Here is a 17,991-nt window from a genome sequence, read left to right on the forward strand (position 1 = left end):
GGTTGTTGGCGACGACGGCCGGCGCAGCGGGAGGCGCAGGCGGCGGCGTCGTTGCCGGACGCGATCCGCCGGCGCCCGGAATGAACGAGAAATCTTCGGCCAATGACGAGGAAATCCACGGCACCTGCTCGCCGCGCGAGGCGCGGGTGACGCCCATCTTGGTGCGGTTCAGCGTCTCCTCGGCCATCAGGTCGGGGACGCGGATCTCCTTCAGCAGTTCCTGGACGAACAGGCTGTGGTCACCACCGGCGTCCGAGACCACCGAGGCCAGCGCCGCCGAATACATCACCAGGGTGCCGTTGGGCGCGATAACCGGGGTCAGCCCCGCCGAGAAGCTGCGGAACCGGCGCTCGAACGGGTTGCGTCTGGAGGCATCGATCAGCGCAATCTTGACGCCGGCGCCGCGGGTGTTGAGCTCGCCGAGCACGGTCTCGAGGCTGAAGCCATCGCGGCGCACGTCGGATTCCGTCCAGATCTGCGCATCGACCGGCAGCAAGTAGCTCTGGCGCGCCGACTGGATGCCGAAACCGCTGAAGAACACCAGCGCCACCGATCCCGGCTTGATCTTGCCGTAGAGCTTGTCGAAGGCGCGGCGCATGCCATCGCCGGTCAGGTTCTCGCCGACCTCGACCGAAAAGCCGTCCCGCTTGAGCTCATCGGCGACGTCGCGCGCATCGTTGATCGGTTCCTTCAACGGAGCATCCGCGTCCGGATATTTGGCGTTGCCGATGACCAGCGCAAAGCGGTCACCGGCCGCAAGCGATGGAGCAGTCGGGACAAGCGAGACGAGCAAGGAGAGAAGAAAAAAGAAGCGAATTTTCATAATCAGCGCGGTCCAGCCAAAAAGGCGCCGTTCCAGCTTGCGCCGCGGCGACCTTAACTTACGCTTCCTGCATTATCAAACCGGGGACGGGGGGCGTCAACCGCTTGGAGATTCGGCATTATCGTGACGATGGAGCGCAACGCAGGGGGCGTGCCGCGAGCGGAATAGACGGATTGTCATGACAGTCCTCGGTGACCTCGATCCTATCGGCGGCACGTTAGGGCAACCATGGCGATGAAGATGTGATTGGTCTCACATTGCAGCCCCGCCTTCGCCGCAACGCCCCACGTTTGACCTTTCCTGCCGGCGATGGCTTTGTGTGCGCGATCGTCCCACAAGATCCAACTCGAAAAAAGCAAGACCCATGGGAAACGTCTACGAGATCTACGCCCTGCGCTATGCGACGATGTCGCCCCGCACCCCCCACATGAACTTCCTCCTGCCCGACCCGCATGACAATGCGGCGCAGGACCTCGATTATTTCGTCTGGCTGATTCGAGGGCACGGCCGCGACATCCTGGTCGATACCGGCTTCAATGCCGAGGAGGCGAGCGCGCGGGCGCGCAAGCTGACGCTCAATCCGGTCGATGCGCTGGAGCGCTTTGGCGTCGCGGCAACAGCCATTCGCGACGTCATCGTGACGCATCTGCACTACGACCATGCCGGCAATCTCGACCGCTTCCCGAATGCGCGCTTCCATCTGCAGGAGCGTGAGATGGCTTACGCGACGGGGCGCTGCATGTGCAACGGACTGCTGCGACATCCGTTCTCGGTTGAGCACGTCACGCAGATGGTGCGCCATGTCTATGGCGAGCGTGTCACCTTCTATTCCGGCGACGGCGAGGTCGCTCCAGGCGTGACCGTGCACCGCGTCGGCGGCCATTCCGACGGCTTGCAGGTGGTGAAGGTCGAGACCGCGCGCGGCTCGGTGGTGCTGGCATCCGATGCCGCGCATTACTACGCCAATCTGCAGCGCCGCAGCCCATTCCCGATCGTCTACAATGTCGGCGACATGGCGGCCGGCTGGGAGACGATCGAGCGCCTCGCCGGCCATCCTGATCGATTCATTCCCGGCCATGATCCGATCGTGACGGAGATCTATCCGCGCGCCAGCGACAAGGTCGACGCCTGGGCCCTGCATCTGCCGCCGACGCGGTCGTTTGCGAAATAGCGATCGTCATTCCGGGGCGTGCGAAGCGCGAGCCCGGAATCCATTTATCGACGTAACTGGTGGCGCGATGGATTCCGGGCTCGCCGCGTCGCGGCGCCCCGGAATGACAGCGGCGGCTAATACGCCTGCTTGGCGTCGGCCTCTTCGCTGGTCTGGATCAGATCGAGACTCTGCTCGATCTTGCTGAGCAGAGCTCGTCGGATGGGTTGAGACGGGCGGTGGGCGCGATGTTAACGAGCGCCGGCAGGATCCGCGCAAGCAACGATATCGTGGGGAGATTTTCGAGCCGCTAGCTCTGGAGGAGAGAACACCGCCAGGTATCCTCCGTCCCCTGCGAGCTCATATGTGGCTATCTCGCGATAGTCGACGGCGGCCAACTCGCAGCGCAAGAGCTCGATTGGCGTGCCATGCTTCGACGTCGGAAGCTCAAGATCGACAATTCCGACCCGCGCACCTTGCTTCAAGGCGGGCGCGAGATTGTAGAGGAAGGCATAGGGTTGGGCTATCTCGTGATACATATGCACGAGGATTGCGGCGTCCAGCGAGGAAGCGGGCAGACGCGGGTCGTGTGGTTCGCCGAGCGCGAATTGCACGTTTGTCAACTTCAGAAGTTTTGTTCGCCTGGCGAGTTCGACGAGGTAATCCCGCGTGACGTCCTGGGCAACGACAGTGCCGGCGGGCCCGACGAGGTGCGAGAGCCTGACCGTGTGGTAGCCACTGCCTGCTCCAATGTCGCCGACTGTCATACCTGGTTTCAGGTCAAGATCGCGTGCGATTTGACCGGCTTCATTGAGGGCGTCGCGGCGCTCTTCGGCGGAGCGGCGCGGGCTGACGATTCGTGCGACAGGACGCTGCGGTGAAGGAAACTCGTTTGCAGCGACTCCGGAGGAAGCCAGATAACCTATGTCAGCGGCATATGCGCGCGTTGCGGCAAACGCCACGAGTAGCATCGTTATATACGCCACTGCCGTCACGGTCCTACCAAGCCTTCTCAACCGGACTCCCAAAAGCTGACGTCTGCGCCTTTATGAGTACGCGCCCTAATACGCCTGCTTCGCATCCGCCTCTTCGCTGGTCTGGATCAGATCGAGACTCTGCTCGATCTTGCTAAGCAGGACCGAGAGCTGCTTGCGTTCCTGCGGGGAGAGGCAGGCGAGGATCTCGTCTTCACGCCGCAGCAATTGCGGGAACAGCTCTTCATAGAGCGCGCGTCCCTTCTTGGTCAGTTGCAGGCGGAATTCGCGGCGGTCGGCTTCGTTCTCGACGCGCTCGATCAGTCCCTCATTCAGCAGCGTGGTCACCGCGCGGCTGATGGTGGATTTGTGCGTGCGGGTGCATTGCGAGATGTACTGCGCACTGCAGGCATCGTTGCGAAAGCCGAGCGTGGCGATGACGCGCCAGGCCGGAATGTCGAGGCCGTGACGCTCCTGATATTCGACCGCGAGCGCGGAACTCACCTCCGCCGCCAGGCGGTTGAGACGGAACGGCACGAACTTGAACAGATCGAGCCGCGCCTTCGGCCGCGGCGAAGCCTCGTCGGCCTGCCGTGTCTTCAGCGCGATGTCGCTGGATGTCCTCGCCAAGGCTGCGCTCCGAATTCCAGTTGACGGCCGGCCGGCTCCGGTCCAAAATAGTTGCACGTGAGACTATCTAGCAGATCGGTCGTCTTCTGACCAGAGCCGAGGTTAGTGTATGGCGCCGGCCAATACGCATCAGGCCAAAACCCAGTTCGGCTATCGCCGTCATCCCGATCAGGACCGCTCTGGGCCAAGCCCCGCGGCGCATCCGGTCGTGATTGTCGGCGCGGGTCCGGTCGGGCTGTCGCTGGCGATCGATCTTGCCCAGCGCGGCCAGCGCGTCGTCCTGCTCGATGACGCCGACCGCATCGGCGAAGGCTCGCGCGCGATCTGCTTCTCGAAGCGCTCGCTGGAATATTGGGACCGGCTCGGCGTCGGCGACCGCATGGTCGAGAAGGGCGTGGTGTGGAGCGTCGGCCGGATCTTCCACGGCGAACAGCAGCTCTACCAGTTCAATCTCCTGCCGGAAGACGGTCACAAGCGGCCGGCCTTCATCAATCTCCAGCAATATTACGCCGAGGCCTATCTGGTCGATCGCATCAACGAGCTGCCCGAGATCGACCTGCGCTGGCGCAACAAGGTGACGGCGTTCGAGCAGCGCAACGATTCCGCCGTGCTGACGATCGAAACGCCTGACGGCGCCTATCGCCTCAATGCGCAATATGTCATCGCCTGCGACGGCGCGCGCTCCTCGCTGCGGCAGATGGTTGGTGCGGAATTTGCGGGCCAGGTGTTCGAGGATCAGTTCCTGATCGCGGACGTCAAGATGACCGCGGAGTTTCCGACCGAGCGCTGGTTCTGGTTCGATCCGCCGTTCCATGCCGGGCGTTCGGCGCTCTTGCACCGGCAGCCCGACGATGTCTGGCGCATCGACCTCCAGCTCAACCGCTATGCCGATCCTGTCGTCGAGAAGAAGCCGGAAAACGTGCGGCCGCGAATTGCACGCATGCTCGGCCACGACAAGTTCGAGTTCGAGTGGATCTCGCTGTACAAATTCCAATGCCGGCGGATGGATCGCTTCATCCATGGCCGTGTGATCTTTGCCGGCGATTCCGCGCATCAGGTCTCGCCCTTCGGCGCGCGCGGCGCCAATTCCGGGCTCGAAGACGCGGAGAATCTGTCCTGGAAGCTTGATCGCGTCCTGCGGGGCAAATCGCCCGCGAGCCTGCTCGAGAGCTATCACATCGAGCGCAGCGCAGCGGCCGACGAGAACATCCGCGAATCGACGCGCTCGACCGATTTCATGGCACCGAACTCGCATCAGGAAGCGCGGCTGCGCAAGGCGGTGCTGTCGCTGGCCAAGGAGACGGAGTTCGGCAAGCGCATGGTCAATGGCGGCCGGCTGTCGGTGCCGTGCAGCTATGACTCGCCGCTGTCCTCGCTCGATGCGGATACGTGGCGCGGCGGCCCCTCGCCCGGCAGTTCGATGCTCGACGCGCCCGTCGCAACGCTCGCCGGCGAGCAGATCTATCTGACGGATGCCTTCCGCAAGGGTGGAACGGACTTCACCTTGCTGTCGTTCAGCAATGGCGGGCCGATCGATGCGCCCGATGGCATCAAGGGCATCCGCATGGGTGGCGAGGACGGGCTTGCCGATCCCTCGGGCCTGGTCGCAAAGCGCTACGGCGCCGCGCCGGGTGCCGCCTATCTGCTGAGGCCCGACGGGTATGTCGCGGCGCGCTTCCGCCATCCGACGCGTTCGGCGATCGCGGCGGCGCTGGCGCGGGCCGAAGGTTTGTATTGAGGTTTGGCATGCCGCTCTCCACCAGCTCGAACTTCGCACGCCCCGACGACGCCTTCCGCGCCATCGTCGAGGCGCATCGCGGTCTCACCGAGGAGCAGAGCGCGGATTTCGACGCGGCGCTGGTTCTGATCCTCGCCAATCATATCGGCGATATCGACGTGCTGCGCGAGGCGATCGGGCTCGCCAGGCGCCGCATGATCGACGGCCAGCAGCAACAGCAACAACAATAGCCCTGTGACCCAAAGGACCAATTGATGGCGAAGAACTTCGCATCCACCGGCGACCTCTCCGAGAAGAAGATCACCTTCTCCGAGATCGGCACCGATCTCTATGCCTTCACCGCCGAGGGCGATCCCAACACGGCCGTGATCGTCGGCGACGATAGCTGTCTCGTGTTCGACGCGCAGGCGACGCCGGCGATGGCGAACAAGGTGATCGAGCGGGTCCGCACGGTCACCGACAAGCCGATCAAATACGTCGTGCTGTCGCACTATCACGCCGTGCGCGTGCTCGGGGCCTCTGCCTACAAGGCGCAAGGCATCGTCGCCTCGCAGGAGACCTATCGGCTGATCGAGGAGCGCGGCAAGCAGGATTGGGATTCCGAATACGGCCGCTTTCCGCGGCTGTTCCAAGATGCGCAGAGCATCCCCGGCCTGACCTGGCCGACGCTCACCTTCGAGGGCGAGATGACGATTTACCTCGGCAAGCGCGAGGTGCGCCTGATGCAGCTGGGCGCCGGCCACACCTCCGGCGACATCGTCGCCTGGGTGCCGGACGCGGAGGTGATGTTCTCCGGCGACCTCATCGAATATCACTCGGCCTGCTATTGCGGCGATGCGCATTTGCGCGAATGGCCGATGACGCTGAACGAGATCCGCAACTTCAATCCGAAGGCGATCGCGCCGGGCCGCGGCGATGCGCTGAAGGGGACTGCGACGGTGCGCGAGGCCATTGCGATGACGCGCGACTTCGTCACCTCGCTCTATGGCGCGGCCGAAATCTCGGTCGCCAAGGGACGCACGCTGAAGGAATCGATGGCGGCGACGCGCGAGGTGATGGATCCGAAATTCTCCAGCTTCGCCATCTACGAGCACTGCCTGCCGTTCAACGTGTCGCGCGCCTATGACGAAGCGTCGGGAATCGATGATCCCGTGATCTGGACCGACAAGCGCGACCAGGAAATGTGGGCGGCCCTGCAAGGAGGAGGATAGTCATGAACATCAATACCTCGCCTGACCAGATCATCCGCAGCTCGGCCCAGGTGACGCCGGGCTACATGTCCGGCTTCGGCAACAGTTTCGAGACCGAGGCGCTGCCGGGCGCGCTGCCGATCGGGCGCAACTCGCCGCAGCGCTGCGCCTATGGCCTCTATGCCGAGCAGCTCTCCGGCTCGCCATTCACCGCGCCGCGCGGCGCCAACGAGCGCTCCTGGCTCTACCGCATCCGGCCCTCGGTGAAGCATTCCGGCCGCTTCGAGAAGGTCGATGCCGGGCTGTGGCGCTCGGCGCCGTGTCATGAATACGATCTGCCGATCGCGCAGCTGCGCTGGGATCCGACGCCGCTGCCGAAGGAGGATGTCACCTTCGTCGAGGGCGTGCAGACCATGACGACGGCCGGTGATGTGAACACGCAAGCGGGCATGGCCGCGCACGTCTACCTCATCACCAAATCGATGGTGGACCAGCATTTCTACGACGCCGACGGCGAGCTGATGTTCGTGCTTCAGCACGGCAATCTTCGCCTGGTCACCGAGTTCGGCCGCATCGATGCCGAGCCCGGCGAGATCGTGGTGATCCCGCGCGGCGTCAAGTTCCGCGTCGAGATTCCGAACGGCCCGGCACGCGGCTATCTCTGCGAAAATTACGGTGGCGCCTTCACGCTGCCGGAGCGCGGCCCGATCGGCGCCAATTGCCTGGCCAATGCGCGCGACTTCCTGACGCCGGTCGCGAACTACGAGGACAAGGACACGCCGACTGAGCTGTTCGTGAAATGGGGCGGGTCGCTGTTCAAGACGACCTTGCCGCATTCGCCGATCGACGTCGTCGCCTGGCACGGCAATTACGCGCCCTACAAATACGATCTGCGCACCTTCTCACCCGTCGGCGCGATCGGCTTCGACCATCCCGATCCCTCGATCTTCACCGTGCTGACCTCGCCGTCGGAGACCGCGGGCACCGCGAATATCGACTTCGTCATCTTCCCCGAACGCTGGATGGTCGCGGAAAACACCTTCCGTCCGCCCTGGTACCACATGAACATCATGAGCGAGTTCATGGGCCTGATCTACGGCGTCTACGACGCCAAGCCGCAAGGCTTCGTTCCCGGCGGCATCTCCTTGCACAATTGCATGCTGCCGCACGGCCCCGATCGCGACGCCTTCGATCACGCCAGCAATGGTGAATTGAAGCCGGTGAAGCTGACCGGCACCATGGCCTTCATGTTCGAGACCCGCTACCCGCAGCGCGTCACCGCACATGCGGCGAAGTCGTCGACGCTGCAGGACGATTACGCCGATTGCTGGAAGGGCCTGGAGAAGCGGTTCGATCCGAGCAAGCCGTAGGCTCGCTTACCCTCCCCTGGAGGGGGAGGGTCGCTCGCGTCAGCGAGCGGGGTGGGGTGACGGTCTCGCCAATGAGGCGGTGCCCGTGCTGAGAGATCACCCCACCCCGTTTCGCATTCCGCTTCGCTTCATGCGAACCGACCCTCCCCCTCCAGGGGAGGGTGACACCGTCACCGCCGCGCCACGGGAAACCCATGCCCCACCCCAACGACCCCAGCCTCCGCTCCTTCATCGACGTCGATCCCGCCTCGGACTTCCCGATCCAGAACCTGCCTTACGGCGTGTTCTCGACCAAGGATGGCCGTGCCCCGCGTTCCGGGGTTGCGATTGGAAACTACGTGCTCGACCTCTGGGAGCTTGAGCAAGACGGCATGATCAGTGCGGGAGATCCCGGCACATTTGCAGTAGGGCTAAACGCACTGATGCATCTGGGTCCAAAGGTTTGGTCGAAAACCCGCACGCGAATCAGCGAGCTCTTGCGGCACGACAATCCGGAGCTTCGCGATAACGCGAAGTTGCGCTCGCGCGCCTTCGTGCCCATGCGCGATGCAAGACTCCACATGCCCTTCACCGTTTCCGGCTACACCGACTTCTATTCCTCCAGGGAGCACGCCACCAATGTCGGCGTCATGTTCCGCGGCAAGGACAATGCACTGCAGCCGAACTGGCTGCACATGCCCATCGCCTACAACGGTCGTGCCTCGACCGTCGTGGTCTCCGGCACCAAGGTGAAGCGGCCGCGCGGGCAGCTGAAGCCGCCGAATGTGGAGCTGCCGAGCTTTGCGCCGTGCAAGCGGCTCGATTTCGAGCTGGAGATGGGCGTCGTGATCGGCCAGCCCTCGCCGATGGGCGGCATGCTCAGCGAGCAACAGGCCGAGGAGATGATCTTCGGCTTCGTGCTGCTCAACGACTGGAGCGCGCGCGACATCCAGCAATGGGAATATGTGCCGCTCGGGCCGTTCCTCGCAAAAGCCTTTGCGACTTCGATCAGCCCCTGGGTGGTGACGCGCGAGGCGCTGGAGCCGTTCCGCCTGAAGGGGCCGGAGCAGGAGCCGGTGCCGCTGGATTATCTGAAGCAGACCGAGCCGCAGAACTACGATGTCGAACTCGACGTCTCGTTGCGCGCCGCCGGTGCCAATGCGCCCGCCAGCATCAGCCGCACCAATTTCAAGTACATGTACTGGTCCTCGGTGCAGCAATTGATGCACCATGCCTCCTCCGGCTGCGCCATGAATGTCGGCGATCTCCTTGGCAGCGGCACCATCTCCGGTCCCGAGAAGAACCAGCGCGGCAGCTTGCTCGAGATCAGCTGGAACGGCACCGAGCCGGTCGAACTACCCGGCGGCGCCAAGCGCTCGTTCCTGGAGGACGGCGACAGCCTCGTCATGCGCGGCTGGTGCCAGGGCAACGGCTATCGCGTCGGCTTCGGTGAGGTCGAGGGGACGATTCTGGCGGCGGAGTGATTGCCGCGCGCTCGGTCTCGGGTGGGCAAAGGCGCTCTTGCGCCGTGACCACCATCCTTCCGCAATTGTGGTAACCATGGTGGGCACGCTACGCTTTGCCCACCCGAGACCTAGCGTTGGTCTGGCGGCACGCCTTTAATTCTCGCGCTATGCGCCGCGACATCCTCGACGCTATACTTCAGATGCACCCGCTTGTCGGATGGCACTTGCCTGGTTGTGCACACGCCCGGCCGCCATTCCTGCGCCGGCCTGATCGGCCGCGGGGCAAAGCCGCCGCCGCAGTTTGGGCAGACATTGAAGAGCTTGGTCTCGACGCAGTCCGCGCAGAACGTGCATTCATAGGAGCAGATCCGCGCATTTGTTGCATCAGGCGGCAGGTCGCAATCGCAATATTCGCAGTTCGGTCGAAGCTGGAGGGCCATGGCTGTATCTCCGCAAGCTGACCTGGATCTTTGCAGATCACGCGTCCTGCGCGAATGCCGTAGTTCCCTCGATTTCAGCCGGGCTTGATCTCCTTGAGCGGCAGCTTCGCGCTTTCCTTCAGCCGGTCGAGCACGATCGAGGAGCGCACATGCGCCACGCTCTGGTGCGGCATCAGGACATCGTTGACGAGGTTGGAGAGGCCCTTGAGGTCACGCAGCACGGCTTTCAACACATAATCGGCATCGCCCGTGAGCGAATACGCCTCCTGGATCTCGTCGATCCGGTTCACCAGCGCGCGAAAACGCTTGGAGTTGTCCGGCGAGTGCGTCGCAAGCCCCACCTGGATGAAGGCGATCACGCCGAAGCCGAGCGCCTCGCTGGAGAGATCGGCATGATAGCCCGATATCACCTTCTCCTCCTCCAGCCGCATCCGCCGCCGCGAGCATTGCGAGGCCGACAGGCCCGCGAGGTCGGCGAGCTCCTGGTTGGTGAGGCGGCCGTCATCCTGCAGCGCGGTCAGGATCTTGAGGTCGAACGCGTCCACGGAAATCATGCGTGTTTCGCCAATCTGATGCACGGATCGTGCATACGATAGCCAAATCACGTCGCGTTTGCACGCCCTTTGCGCGTCTCATGAAGGATAGTTCCTGCCAGCAGCAATTTGGGAGAACACCATGGGTCCGTTTCCGCACGACGCGCCGCCGGCCACTGTTAGCGCCGACAATCCAATGGGCACTGACGGCTTCGAGTTCGTCGAATACGCCCACCCCAATCCGGAAGAGCTGCACGCGCTGTTCAAGCTGATGGGCTATGCGCCCGTCGCGCGCCACAAGACCAAGAAGATCACGGTCTACCGCCAGGGTGACATCAACTATCTCGTCAACGAGGAGCCCGGCACCCACGGCTACGACTTCGTCGCCGCGCACGGCCCCTGCGCGCCGTCGATGGCGTTTCGCGTGGTCGATGCCAAGGCCGCGTATGATCGTGCAATTGCGCTCGGCGCCGAACCCGCCGACGTGACATCCGCGCAGAAGACGCTCGATGTCCCCGCGATCAAGGGCATCGGCGGCAGTTTGCTCTATCTGGTCGATCGTTACGGTGCCAACGGCTCGGCCTACGATGCCGAGTTCGAATGGCTCGGTGCGCGCGATCCGCTGCCGGTCGGCGCCGGCTTGTTCTATCTCGACCATCTCACCCATAATGTCCATCGCGGCCGCATGGATGTCTGGGCCGGCTTCTACGAAAAGCTGTTCAACTTCCGCCAGATCCGCTTCTTCGACATCGAGGGCCGCGCCTCCGGCCTGTTCTCGCGCGCGCTGACCAGCCCGGATGGCAAGATCCGGATTCCGATCAACGAGGACGCCGGCGATTCCGGCCAGATCGAGGAATATCTCAAGACCTATCGCGGCGAAGGCATCCAGCACATCGCCTGCGGCTGCCGCGACATCTATCGCACCATCGAAGGCCTGCGCGAGGCCGGCCTGCCCTTCATGCCGTCACCGCCCGACACCTATTTCGAGAAGGTCGACACGCGCCTGCCCAAGCATGGCGAAGACGTCGCCCGGCTCAAGAAGAACGGCATCCTGATCGACGGCGAAGGCGTGGTCGAGGGCGGCCAGACCAAGGTGCTGCTGCAGATCTTCTCGGCCAACGCGATCGGCCCGATCTTCTTCGAGTTCATCGAGCGCAAGGGCGACGACGGTTTCGGCGAGGGCAATTTCAAGGCCCTGTTCGAATCGATCGAGGAAGACCAGATCCGGCGCGGGGTGCTGAAGGTGGAGAACGCGGCGTAAGCCGCGGCTCGAGTTAGGCGCGAGCCGTCGCCACATCATCGGTGTCGTCCCGGACAAGCGTAAGCGCAGATCCGGGATCCATACCCCCAGGATCGCGTTGTAGTGCAAGCCGGTAACCCCGGGTCTTCGCCAAACCCAGTCCTGTGGTTATGGGGCTCGGATCGGCGCGCGCTTGTGGCGCGCTTGTCCGGGACGACAGCGGAGAGTGACGCGACAGCAGAGGTCTAACGACCCTTCCACGCCTTCGTCACCGCGGCGATCTCCGCCGCCTCGGGTTCACGCACCGCAGACGGCGTGCGTAAGAATCTCGGGGCCGGTGCCGGCTGCTTCACGCCGTGGCGCTCGACGAAGACGTTGCGGGCGACCATGTGCGGATGCTTTGTCGCTTCCGACATGGTCAGCACCGGCGCGAAGCAGATGTCGGTGCCTTCCATGATCTTGCACCAGTCCTCGCGCGTCTTGCTCTTGAACACCGCCTTCAGCTTCTCCTTCAGCGCCGGCCAGGCCTTGCGGTCCATCTGCGCGTCGAAATCGGGGTCGGTGAGGCCGGCGTGCTCGCGCAGCAGCGCGTAGAATTGCGGCTCGATCGAGCCGATCGAAATGAAGTGTCCGCAGGCGCATTCATAGACGCCGTAGAAATGCGCGCCGCCGTCGAGGAAGTTCTGGTTGCGGCCCTCGGTCCAGCGGCCGATCGTGGTCATGTCGAAGAAGAACGACATCAGCGAGGCCGCGCCATCGCACATCGCGGCGTCGACGACCTGGCCCTTGCCGGACTTTTGCGCTTCCAGGAGCGCCGCGAGCACGCCGACGACGAGATAGAGCGCGCCGCCGCCGAAATCGCCGACCAGGTTGAGCGGCGGCACCGGCGCTTCGTTCGTGCCGATCGCGGCGAGCGCGCCGGTGATGGAGATGTAGTTGATGTCATGGCCGGCGGCGTTGGCGAGCGGGCCCTCCTGGCCCCAGCCGGTCATGCGGCCATAGACAAGCCTTGGATTGCGCGCGAGCACGACGTCCGGTCCGAGCCCGAGCCGCTCCATCACGCCGGGACGGAAACCTTCGACCAGCGCGTCGGCGCTGGCCAAGAGGTCGAGCACCTCTGCGATCGCGGCCTTGTCCTTGAGGTCGAGCTCGATCACCTTGCGGCCGCGGCCCGCCACCGACTTCATGCTCTTCTTGGCGCCGACGCGATCGAGCGTGACGACGTCGGCGCCCATGTCGGCCAGCATCATGCAGGCGAACGGACCGGGCCCGATGCCGGCGAATTCGACGATGCGGAAACCGGCGAGCGGGCCGGAGGTGCGGACGGAAGAGTTTTGGGCGGGATTATCGAGCACGTTGCTGTTTCCTCGGGTCGCGGGCAAGTGCCAGTAATCCGGCAGGCGCCTCTGACGTTGCTCTTGGGGGCGAGTTAATTGGCTGATTAACTTTTCTCGCCTTCACGCCAGCGAGGCAAGCGGTTTTCATGCATAGGCGCATAATAAAAGCGGCGCGCACCGAAGTGCGCGCCGCAGAAAATTTGTGCTGAGACGCTGGAGCGTGATCGTCAGCCCGCCGCCGCCACCGCGCGCTGCGCCATCACCTTGACCAGGTTGGCGCGGTACTCCGCCGTGCCATGGATGTCAGCGAGCAATCCGCTCGCGGGAATGCTGACGCTGTCGATCGCTGCCGGCGACCAGTTCGTCTTCAGCGCGGCTTCGATCGCCGACACCCGCATCACGCCATTCTGCGAGGCGCCGGTGGCGGCGACCCGAACCTCGCCCGACTTGGTCTGCGCGACGAACACGCCGGTCAGCGCGAAACGCGAGGCCGGATGCGGCATCTTGGAATAGCCCGCTTTCGCCGGAACGGGGAACGACACCGCGGTGACGATCTCGCCATCTTCAAGCGCGGTCGTGAACAGGCCCTTGAAGAAATCGGACGCCGCGATCGACCGCTTGTTGGTCTTCACGGTCGCGTCGAGCGCGAGCAGTGCGGCCGGATAGTCCGCCGCGGGGTCGTTGTTGGCGATCGAGCCGCCGATCGTGCCGCGGTAGCGCACGGCGGGATCACCGATCAGCGAGGCCAGATAGGCGAGCGCCGGGATCGCCTTCTTCGCGGCGTCGCTGGTGGCGACGTCGTAATGCGGCGTGGCGGCCTTGATGGTCAGCGTATCGCCGGAGGCTTCGACGCCGATCATGTCCTTGATCTTGGCAAGGTCGATCACGTCGGAGGGACTTGCGAGGCGCTGCTTCATCACCGGCAGCAATGTCTGCCCGCCGGCGAGGAACTTCGCCTCGCTGCTCTTGGCGAACAGGCTGGCAGCCTCGTCGACGGAGGAGGCGCGATGATAGGTGGTCTGGTACATCTTCGTTCCTCCTCTTAAGCCGCGTGGATCGTGCGCCACACCCGATCGGGGGTTGCGGGCATTTCCAGATTGTTCTTGCCGATCGCATCCGTGATCGCGTTGATCACGGCCGCTGACGCCCCGATCGCGCCGGCCTCACCGCAACCCTTGATGCCCAGGGGATTGCCCGGGCACAGCGTCGTGGTGTGGGAGAGATTGAACGAGGGCAGGTCGTCGGCGCGCGGCATGGCGTAGTCCATGAACGAGGCCGTGACCGGCTGGCCGTTGGCATCGTAGATCGCGTGCTCGAGCAGCGCCTGGCCAATCCCTTGCGCGAGGCCGCCATGGACTTGGCCCTCGACGATCATCGGGTTGATCAGCCGGCCGAAATCGTCGGCCGCGACGAAGTTGATGAAGGAGGTCTTGCCGGTGCCGGGATCGACCTCGAGCTCGCAGATATAGGCGCCGGCGGGGAAGGTGAAGTTGGTGGGGTCGTAGAAGGCGCTCTCCTTCAGGCCCGGCTCCATCCCGTCAGGCAGATTGTGCGCGGTGTAGGCCGCGAGCGCGACCATCGGCAGGGCGATCGCCTTGTCGGTGCCGGTCACCTTGAACTCGCCGTTCTCGATGACGATGTCGGCTTCCGACGCTTCCAGCGCATGCGCCGCGATCTTCTTGGCCTTGGATTCCATCTTCTCCATGGCCTTCAGGATCGCGGTGAGGCCGACGGCCGCCGAGCGCGAGCCGTAGGTGCCCATGCCGAACTGCACCTTGTCGGTGTCGCCATGGACGATCGAGACCTGGCTGATGGGAACGCCGAGACGGTCCGCCACCAGCTGGCAGAAGGTGGTCTCGTGGCCCTGGCCGTGGCTGTGCGAGCCCGTGAGGATCTCGATGGTGCCGACGGGGTTGACGCGGACCTCGGCCGATTCCCACAGGCCGACGCCGGCGCCCAGGCTGCCGACCGCCTTCGACGGCGCGATGCCGCAGGCCTCGATGTAGCAGGACACGCCGATGCCGCGCAGCTTGCCTTGCGATTTGGCTTGCGCCTTGCGGGCAGCAAAGCCGGCATAGTCGATCGCCTTCATGGCGGCATCGAGCGAGGCGTTAAAGTCGCCGGTGTCGTAGGCCATGATGACAGGCGTCTGGTGCGGGAACTGGGTGATGAAGTTGGTCCGGCGCAGCTCGGCCGGATCGACATTCAACTGCCGCGCCGCCGTCTCCATCAGCCGCTCGATCAGATAGCTCGCCTCAGGGCGGCCCGCGCCGCGATAGGCATCGACCGGCGTCGTGTTGGTGTAGACCCCGATCACCTCGGCATGGATCGCCGGGATGTTGTACTGGCCCGACAGCAGCGTCGCGTAGAGATAGGTCGGCACCGAGGACGAGAACAGCGACATGTAGGCGCCGAAATTGGCGTAGGTCTTCACCTTCAGGCCAATGATCTTGTTGCTGGTGTCGAACGCCATCTCGGCATGGGTGACATGGTCGCGGCCATGCGCATCGGTGAGGAAGGCCTCGGTGCGGTCGCCGGTCCATTTCACGGGACGTCCGACCTTCTTCGAGGCCCACAGCGCCACCATCTCCTCGGGATAGATGAAGATCTTGGAGCCGAAGCCGCCGCCGACGTCGGGCGCGATCACGCGCAGCTTGTGCTCGGGGGCGATGTTGTAGAACGCCGACAGCACGAGGCGGGCGACGTGCGGGTTCTGCGAGGTCGTATAGAGCGTGAAGTGCTCTTCCGCCGCGTCGTAATCGGCGATCGCCGCGCGCGGCTCCATCGCGTTCGGGGCGAGGCGGTTGTTGGTGACGTCGAGCTTCACGACGTTGGCAGCCTTCGAGAAGGCGGCATCCGTGGCGCCCTCGTCGCCGATCACCCAGTCATAGACCTGGTTGCCGGGGGCCTCGGGATGAAGCTGCGGCGCGCCGGCCTTGATCGCGGCCTGCATGTCGGCGACCGCGGGAAGCTCCTCGTAATCGACGACGACGGCTTCCGCCGCGTCGCGGGCGAGATTCTTGCTCTCGGCGATCACCACGGCGACGGCCTGGCCGACGAAGCGCACCGTCTCCGGCGCCATCGCCGGCCATGCGCCCATCTTCATCGGGCTGCCGTCCTTGGAGGTGATGGCCCAGCCGCAGATCAGGTTGCCGACCTTGTCGTCGACGAGCTGCTTGCCGGTGAGCACCGCGACCACGCCCGGCATCTTCAGCGCGGCGGAAGAGTCGATCCCCTTCACCTTGGCGTGCGCGTGCGGGCTGCGGATGAAATAGGCATGGGTCATGCCCGTCAGCTTGATGTCGTCGACGTAGCGGCCCTTGCCGGTAATGAAACGCTTGTCTTCCTTGCGCACGACGCGCGCGCCGATGCCTTCAACACCCATGACTGGTCCTCCCGACCGGAAATTTGTTGACCTGCGCTTTCCCTCGAAAGCGGCAGTGGTTTTCTTGTCGCGGCGGCCGCTTTACTCGGCCGCCTGCGCTACCTTCATGCGTCCGGCCGCATCCAGCACGGCTTTCACGATATTGTGGTAGCCGGTGCAGCGGCAGATATTGCCCTCGAGCTCGTGGCGGACCGTGGCCTCGTCGAGCTGGCCGCCATGGCGATGCACGATGTCGATCGCGGACATGATCATGCCCGGCGTGCAATAGCCGCATTGGAGGCCGTGATTGTCGCGGAAGGCGGCCTGCATCGGGTGCAGCTCGTCGCCCTTGGCGATGCCCTCGATGGTGGTGATGCTGGCGCCATCGGCCTGCCCTGCCAGCATGGTGCAGGATTTCACCGCCCTGCCATCCATGTGCACGACACAGGCGCCGCACTGGCTGGTGTCGCAGCCGACATGGGTTCCCGTGAGATTGAGGTGATCGCGCAGGAGCTGGACCAGCAGCGTGCGGTCCTCGACGTCGACAGCAACGGCCTTGCCGTTGACCGTCAGTTTGACTGTAGACACGTGAAGTCCTCCCAGAGTGATTTTGATTGGTTCTAATTAGAGACAGCGCGAGCGAAACTTTGCAACTGGGATTTTGGCGACCGCGCGTCATGTAAAAGACATCGTGCGGCCGCCGCAGTCGTACGATCCGGCCACGACATTCCGCGCCGCCGCCAGTGCGTAGCGCGACCTTGCAGGAAGCTTGCGGAAAGGATCGCTCCTCCATCTGCGATGGCGTGTTCGACGGCCACCATGCGACGCGCTTGTCCTGGTGGCGCGTGCCTTGGTCATGCTTGCCACTTGCCCCTGGACTCGGCCCGGCCGTGCCTCGTTTCTCCCTTGATGCCTCGTTCGTTGCGCGAATAGGAACACGCGCCCCCGCCTTTGTAATCGCGATCTTGGTAGTAGGCGGCGACCACTTAAGCCATTGATTTTGCTTGTGGCGATGCAGCGAAGCCGCGCCCGCAGGAGGCTCGCCGGCAAGCCGCATCGGCCAAGACCTTCTAGTACTTCCTTCTAGTACTTCCTGGCGATTGATCGCAGCCGGGCGTCCCCCTAGTCGGACCGTATAAGCAACGGTCAAAAGGGTGGAAGCGATGCAGATGAACGACAGTCAGCGGATTCCGGCGCCCAAGGCCACGGTGTGGGCCGCGCTCAACGATCCCGATATTCTCAGGCGCTGCATTCCCGGCTGTCAATCGCTCGAGATGGCATCGCCGACCGAGATGACGGCGACCGTGGTGCTGAAGGTCGGTCCGGTGAAGGCGACGTTCAGCGGCAAGGTGACGCTGACCGATATCGACGCGCCCAACGGCTACCGCATCGTCGGCGAAGGCGCCGGCGGTGTCGCGGGCTTTGCCAAGGGCGGCGCGAAGGTCAGTCTGGAAGAACAATCGCCCGACGTCACCATCCTGCATTACGAGGCCGACGCGCAGATCGGCGGCAAGCTCGCACAGCTCGGCTCGCGTCTGATCGAGTCGACGTCGCGAAAACTTGCCGCGAACTTCTTCCAAAGCTTTGCCGCGGTGGTAGCGCCATCATTGTGACCTACGCGCGGCAGAGCTATCGCATTTGAGACTTTTTCCTGCAGCCATCCTTCGAGACGCCCGCTTTGGGCGGGCTCCTCAGGATGAGAGCGGAGTGCGCGGCAGCAGTTTCAACGAGCACTGATGCTGATTAGCCTCATCCTG

The 17,991-nt window shown here is 64.0% G+C and carries 17 protein-coding genes and 1 pseudogene; 8 read left to right on the forward strand and 10 right to left on the reverse strand.

Annotated elements, in window-relative coordinates:
- Nucleotides 1-823: caspase family protein (locus CVM73_RS36200; protein ID WP_146006719.1), on the reverse strand; the 823-nt coding region annotated here is incomplete at its 3' end.
- Nucleotides 824-1,187: 364 nt separating this feature from the next.
- Here CVM73_RS36200 and CVM73_RS36205 point away from each other — a divergent pair.
- Nucleotides 1,188-1,994: an N-acyl homoserine lactonase family protein gene (locus tag CVM73_RS36205; RefSeq protein ID WP_167407261.1), complete on the forward strand. Its 807-nt coding sequence runs from the start codon at nucleotides 1,188-1,190 to the stop codon at nucleotides 1,992-1,994.
- Between the two features lie 116 nt (nucleotides 1,995-2,110).
- Here CVM73_RS36205 and CVM73_RS41345 read toward each other — a convergent pair.
- The 3 genes and pseudogenes from CVM73_RS41345 to CVM73_RS36220 form a co-directional block, all read right to left on the reverse strand.
- Nucleotides 2,111-2,188, reverse strand: a pseudogene (locus CVM73_RS41345) (MarR family winged helix-turn-helix transcriptional regulator); the annotation flags it as partial.
- A 36-nt stretch (nucleotides 2,189-2,224) separates the two neighbouring features.
- Nucleotides 2,225-2,944, reverse strand: coding sequence for a methyltransferase domain-containing protein (locus CVM73_RS36215; protein ID WP_100236527.1), 720 nt, complete (start codon nucleotides 2,942-2,944; stop codon nucleotides 2,225-2,227).
- 90 nt (nucleotides 2,945-3,034) lie between these two features.
- On the reverse strand, nucleotides 3,035-3,577 hold the full coding sequence (locus CVM73_RS36220; RefSeq protein ID WP_100236528.1) for a MarR family winged helix-turn-helix transcriptional regulator: 543 nt from the start codon (nucleotides 3,575-3,577) through the stop codon (nucleotides 3,035-3,037).
- 109 nt (nucleotides 3,578-3,686) lie between these two features.
- On the opposite strand from CVM73_RS36220, the gene CVM73_RS36225 reads away from it, so the two are divergent.
- The 5 genes from CVM73_RS36225 (at nucleotide 3,687) to fahA (ending at nucleotide 9,338) form a co-directional block, all read left to right on the forward strand.
- Nucleotides 3,687-5,315, forward strand: coding sequence for an FAD-dependent oxidoreductase (locus tag CVM73_RS36225; protein WP_100236529.1), 1,629 nt, complete (start codon nucleotides 3,687-3,689; stop codon nucleotides 5,313-5,315).
- Between the two features lie 8 nt (nucleotides 5,316-5,323).
- Nucleotides 5,324-5,545: a DUF2783 domain-containing protein gene (locus CVM73_RS36230; RefSeq protein ID WP_100236530.1), complete on the forward strand. Its 222-nt coding sequence runs from the start codon at nucleotides 5,324-5,326 to the stop codon at nucleotides 5,543-5,545.
- A gap of 24 nt (nucleotides 5,546-5,569) precedes the next feature.
- Nucleotides 5,570-6,526, forward strand: a complete 957-nt coding sequence (locus tag CVM73_RS36235; RefSeq protein WP_100236531.1) for an MBL fold metallo-hydrolase — start codon at nucleotides 5,570-5,572, stop codon at nucleotides 6,524-6,526.
- Between the two features lie 2 nt (nucleotides 6,527-6,528).
- Nucleotides 6,529-7,875, forward strand: coding sequence for a homogentisate 1,2-dioxygenase (hmgA, locus tag CVM73_RS36240; RefSeq protein ID WP_167407262.1), 1,347 nt, complete (start codon nucleotides 6,529-6,531; stop codon nucleotides 7,873-7,875).
- A gap of 194 nt (nucleotides 7,876-8,069) precedes the next feature.
- Nucleotides 8,070-9,338, forward strand: coding sequence for a fumarylacetoacetase (gene fahA, locus CVM73_RS36245; protein WP_100236533.1), 1,269 nt, complete (start codon nucleotides 8,070-8,072; stop codon nucleotides 9,336-9,338).
- Nucleotides 9,339-9,448: 110 nt separating this feature from the next.
- On the opposite strand, the gene CVM73_RS36250 is transcribed toward fahA, so the two are convergent.
- Nucleotides 9,449-9,760 carry a DUF1272 domain-containing protein gene (locus tag CVM73_RS36250; RefSeq protein ID WP_100236534.1) on the reverse strand — a complete coding sequence of 104 codons (312 nt, stop codon included), beginning with the start codon at nucleotides 9,758-9,760 and terminating at the stop codon, nucleotides 9,449-9,451.
- A gap of 74 nt (nucleotides 9,761-9,834) precedes the next feature.
- Nucleotides 9,835-10,314: an Lrp/AsnC family transcriptional regulator gene (locus CVM73_RS36255; RefSeq protein WP_167407263.1), complete on the reverse strand. Its 480-nt coding sequence runs from the start codon at nucleotides 10,312-10,314 to the stop codon at nucleotides 9,835-9,837.
- 121 nt (nucleotides 10,315-10,435) lie between these two features.
- Between CVM73_RS36255 and hppD the strand changes: the two genes are divergently transcribed.
- Nucleotides 10,436-11,554 (forward strand): 4-hydroxyphenylpyruvate dioxygenase, encoded by a 1,119-nt coding sequence (gene hppD / locus CVM73_RS36260; RefSeq protein WP_100236536.1) that lies wholly within the window; start codon nucleotides 10,436-10,438, stop codon nucleotides 11,552-11,554.
- A gap of 224 nt (nucleotides 11,555-11,778) precedes the next feature.
- Here hppD and CVM73_RS36265 read toward each other — a convergent pair whose 3' ends face one another.
- From CVM73_RS36265 to CVM73_RS36280, 4 genes are all read right to left on the reverse strand, one after another.
- Nucleotides 11,779-12,888, reverse strand: coding sequence for a CaiB/BaiF CoA transferase family protein (locus tag CVM73_RS36265; protein WP_100236537.1), 1,110 nt, complete (start codon nucleotides 12,886-12,888; stop codon nucleotides 11,779-11,781).
- A 209-nt stretch (nucleotides 12,889-13,097) separates the two neighbouring features.
- Entirely contained in the window at nucleotides 13,098-13,898 is an 801-nt protein-coding gene (locus tag CVM73_RS36270; RefSeq protein WP_100236538.1) for an FAD binding domain-containing protein, read from the reverse strand.
- 14 nt (nucleotides 13,899-13,912) lie between these two features.
- On the reverse strand, nucleotides 13,913-16,255 hold the full coding sequence (locus tag CVM73_RS36275; RefSeq protein ID WP_100236539.1) for a xanthine dehydrogenase family protein molybdopterin-binding subunit: 2,343 nt from the start codon (nucleotides 16,253-16,255) through the stop codon (nucleotides 13,913-13,915).
- An 81-nt stretch (nucleotides 16,256-16,336) separates the two neighbouring features.
- Nucleotides 16,337-16,822, reverse strand: coding sequence for a (2Fe-2S)-binding protein (locus CVM73_RS36280; RefSeq protein WP_100236540.1), 486 nt, complete (start codon nucleotides 16,820-16,822; stop codon nucleotides 16,337-16,339).
- Between the two features lie 575 nt (nucleotides 16,823-17,397).
- Between CVM73_RS36280 and CVM73_RS36285 the strand changes: the two genes are divergently transcribed.
- Complete coding sequence (locus tag CVM73_RS36285) at nucleotides 17,398-17,847, forward strand: SRPBCC family protein (RefSeq protein ID WP_100236541.1); 450 nt, start codon at nucleotides 17,398-17,400, stop codon at nucleotides 17,845-17,847.
- Nucleotides 17,848-17,991 lie beyond the last annotated feature (144 nt).

The sequence above is a fragment of the Bradyrhizobium forestalis genome (assembly GCF_002795245.1).
GTDB lineage: Bacteria > Pseudomonadota > Alphaproteobacteria > Rhizobiales > Xanthobacteraceae > Bradyrhizobium > Bradyrhizobium forestalis.